The 2425-nt window shown below is 72.2% G+C and carries 2 protein-coding genes and 1 tRNA gene; 1 reads left to right on the top strand and 2 read right to left on the bottom strand.

Annotation, left to right across the window (positions count from 1 at the left end; genetic code table 11):
- On the top strand, nt 1–723 hold a 723-nt coding region (locus tag SYNGFB01_RS12215; RefSeq protein ID WP_048018260.1), incomplete at its 5' end, for a cation:proton antiporter.
- Here SYNGFB01_RS12215 and gltX read toward each other — a convergent pair.
- Both gltX and SYNGFB01_RS12205 read right to left on the bottom strand, forming a co-directional pair.
- Nucleotides 655–2103, bottom strand: coding sequence for a glutamate--tRNA ligase (gene gltX, locus SYNGFB01_RS12210; RefSeq protein ID WP_048018259.1), 1449 nt, complete (start codon nt 2101–2103; stop codon nt 655–657). The genes SYNGFB01_RS12215 and gltX overlap by 69 nt on opposite strands.
- 53 nt (nt 2104–2156) lie before the next feature.
- Nucleotides 2157–2230 (bottom strand) — tRNA-Asp (locus tag SYNGFB01_RS12205).
- Nucleotides 2231–2425: the final 195 nt, after the last annotated feature.

Here is a 2425-nt window from a genome sequence, read left to right as displayed (position 1 = left end):
CTCGGGGTGGGCGCCGTGCTCGGGCTCGCCTGCGGCTGGCTGCTGGCCGAGGCCCTGCGCCGCATCCCCGCCGACGGCGGCGCCGCCCTGCGCCTGCAGCTCAGCCTCGGCAGCCTGCTGCTGCTGTTCACCGGCTGCGAGCAGCTGCTGCCGGAATCGGGGCTGCCGGCGGCCGTCACCGCCGGGGTGGTGGTAGGCCGCCGGCCCGACACCGACGCGGCCGAGCTCGATGAGCTGATCCGTCAGCTGGCCCAGCTGGCGATCACGATGCTCTTCCCCCTGCTAGCCGCCGACGTGACCCTGGGCCAGCTCAGCCCGCTGGGCTGGGGCGGTGTGCTCTGCGTGCTGGCCCTGATGCTGCTGCTGCGGCCGCTGGTGATCGGCCTGGCCACCTGGGGCCTGGAGCTCACCGTTCCCCAGCGCCTGCTGATCGGCTGGCTGGCGCCGCGCGGTATCGTGACCGCCGCCGTGGCCAGCCTGTTCGCGATCCGTCTGGAGCAGGCCGGCGTGGTGGGGGCGGGCCGGCTGCAGGGCCTGGTGTTTCTCACGATCCTGCTCACCGTGGGTCTGCAGGGGCTCAGTGCCGGGCCCCTGGCCCGCACGCTCGGGCTCAGCGGCGCGGCGGCCGGCCCGGAGGGCCCCACCGAGCCCGGCTCAGAGGGCGCGGCGGATGCGGAGCAGGTCGTCGCCGCTGCGGTGGAGCAGCAGCCAGGTGGTGAGTAGGTCGGGCCCCTGCAGGCTGCCGAGCAGGGCGGCCCGCAGGCTCTTCATGATCACGCCCTTCTTCACGCCGGCGGCCGTGGCGGCCTCGCTCAGCAGCGTCTGGGCCTGATCGGCCGCGAGGGCTCCGCCGCTCAGCGGCTCGAGGGCCGCGGCCAGCGCCGTCAGGGCCGGCCGGGCCCCGGCGCTCTCCAGCTGGGTGCGGGCGTCGTCGTTGAGCTCCGGTGTGGTGAAGAAGGGAGCGGCCTGCTCCACCCCATCGGCCAGCAGGGTGAGCGAGGGGCCAAGCAGCTCGGTGAGCTCCAGCTGCCAGGCCGCCTCGCGGTGCACGGGGTTGGCGGCGTCGGCCCCTCCCCAGCCCCGCTCGGCCCAGAGGGGTTGCAGCTGCGCCAGCAGCGCCTCCGCCCCCTGCTCGCGCAGCACCTGGCCGTTGAGCCAGTTGAGCTTGTCCCAGTCGAAGCGGGCGCCGGCCTTGTTGACGCGCTCGAAGCCGAACACTGCGGCAGCCTGCTCGAGGCTGAACCGCTCGCCCATCCCCTCCGGCGGCGACCAGCCCAGCAGGGTCATGTAGTTGGCCAGCGCCGGGGCCGTGTAGCCCATCGCCCGGAAGTCGCTGATCGAGGTCACACCGTCGCGCTTGGAGAGCTTCTTGCCCTCCTTGTTGAGGATCAGCGGCGTGTGGGCGAAGGCCGGCGCGGCGTGGCCCAGCGCCTCGTAGAGCAGCAGCTGCTTGGCGGTGTTGGCGATGTGGTCCTCGCCGCGGATCACGTGGCTGATCGCCATCGCCGCGTCGTCGACCACCACCACCAGGTTGTAGAGGGGATCGCCGATCGCATCGGCCGGGGCGCGGCGGGCGATCACCATGTCGCCGCCCAGATCGGCGCCGCTCCAGCGCATCTCACCGCGCACCAGATCGGTCCAGGTGATGGTGCGGGCGTCGTCGATGCGGAAGCGGATCACCGCCTCGCGCCCCTCGGCGATGAAGGCCTGCTCCTGCTCGGGCCTGAGGTCGCGGTGGCGGTTGTCGTAGCGGGGCGCNTGTTTGTTGGCGGCCTGCTGCTCGCGCATCGCCGTGAGCTCGGCCTCGCTGGCGTAGCAGCGGTAGGCGTGGCCGGAATCGAGCAGCTGCTGGATGGCGGCGCGGTGCAGCTCCACCCGCTCGCTCTGGATCACCGGCTCGCCGTCCCAGTGCAGGCCGAGCCAGGCGAGGCCCTCGAGGATGTTGGCGGTGTATTCCGGCTTGCTGCGCTCCCGGTCGGTGTCTTCGATGCGCAGCAGGAAGGCGCCGCCGTGGTGGTGGGCGAACAGCCAGTTGAACACCGCCGTGCGGGCCGTGCCGATGTGAAGCGTGCCGGTGGGGCTGGGGGCGAGGCGAACGCGCACCGGACGCGCCTGATTCGCCTCAGCTGCCACAGCCGGCTCTCCTGGTGATGGAACGGGACTGACGGGGCTCGAACCCGCAACTTCCGCCGTGACAGGGCGGTGCTCTAACCGATTGAACTACAGTCCCAGATTGGGCTCGGGCTCAGCTTCGGAGCTGGAATCCGGTGCCGCTGCTGGATCGCTTTCGCGATCTCCGCTGGATCGCTTCCGCGACTCCTGAAGTATCCGTTGCTGCCCTCCCACCCGTCAACACCCCCGGCCAGAGCCTGCCCCGGGCCAGGATCNAGGCCCCAGCGGCGCGCCGCTGGCCAGCCGCAAAAAA

Origin of the sequence: Synechococcus sp. GFB01, assembly GCF_001039265.1 — a bacterium.
Taxonomy (GTDB): domain Bacteria; phylum Cyanobacteriota; class Cyanobacteriia; order PCC-6307; family Cyanobiaceae; genus NIES-981.
This window is presented reverse-complemented; position numbering and strand designations above follow the sequence as displayed.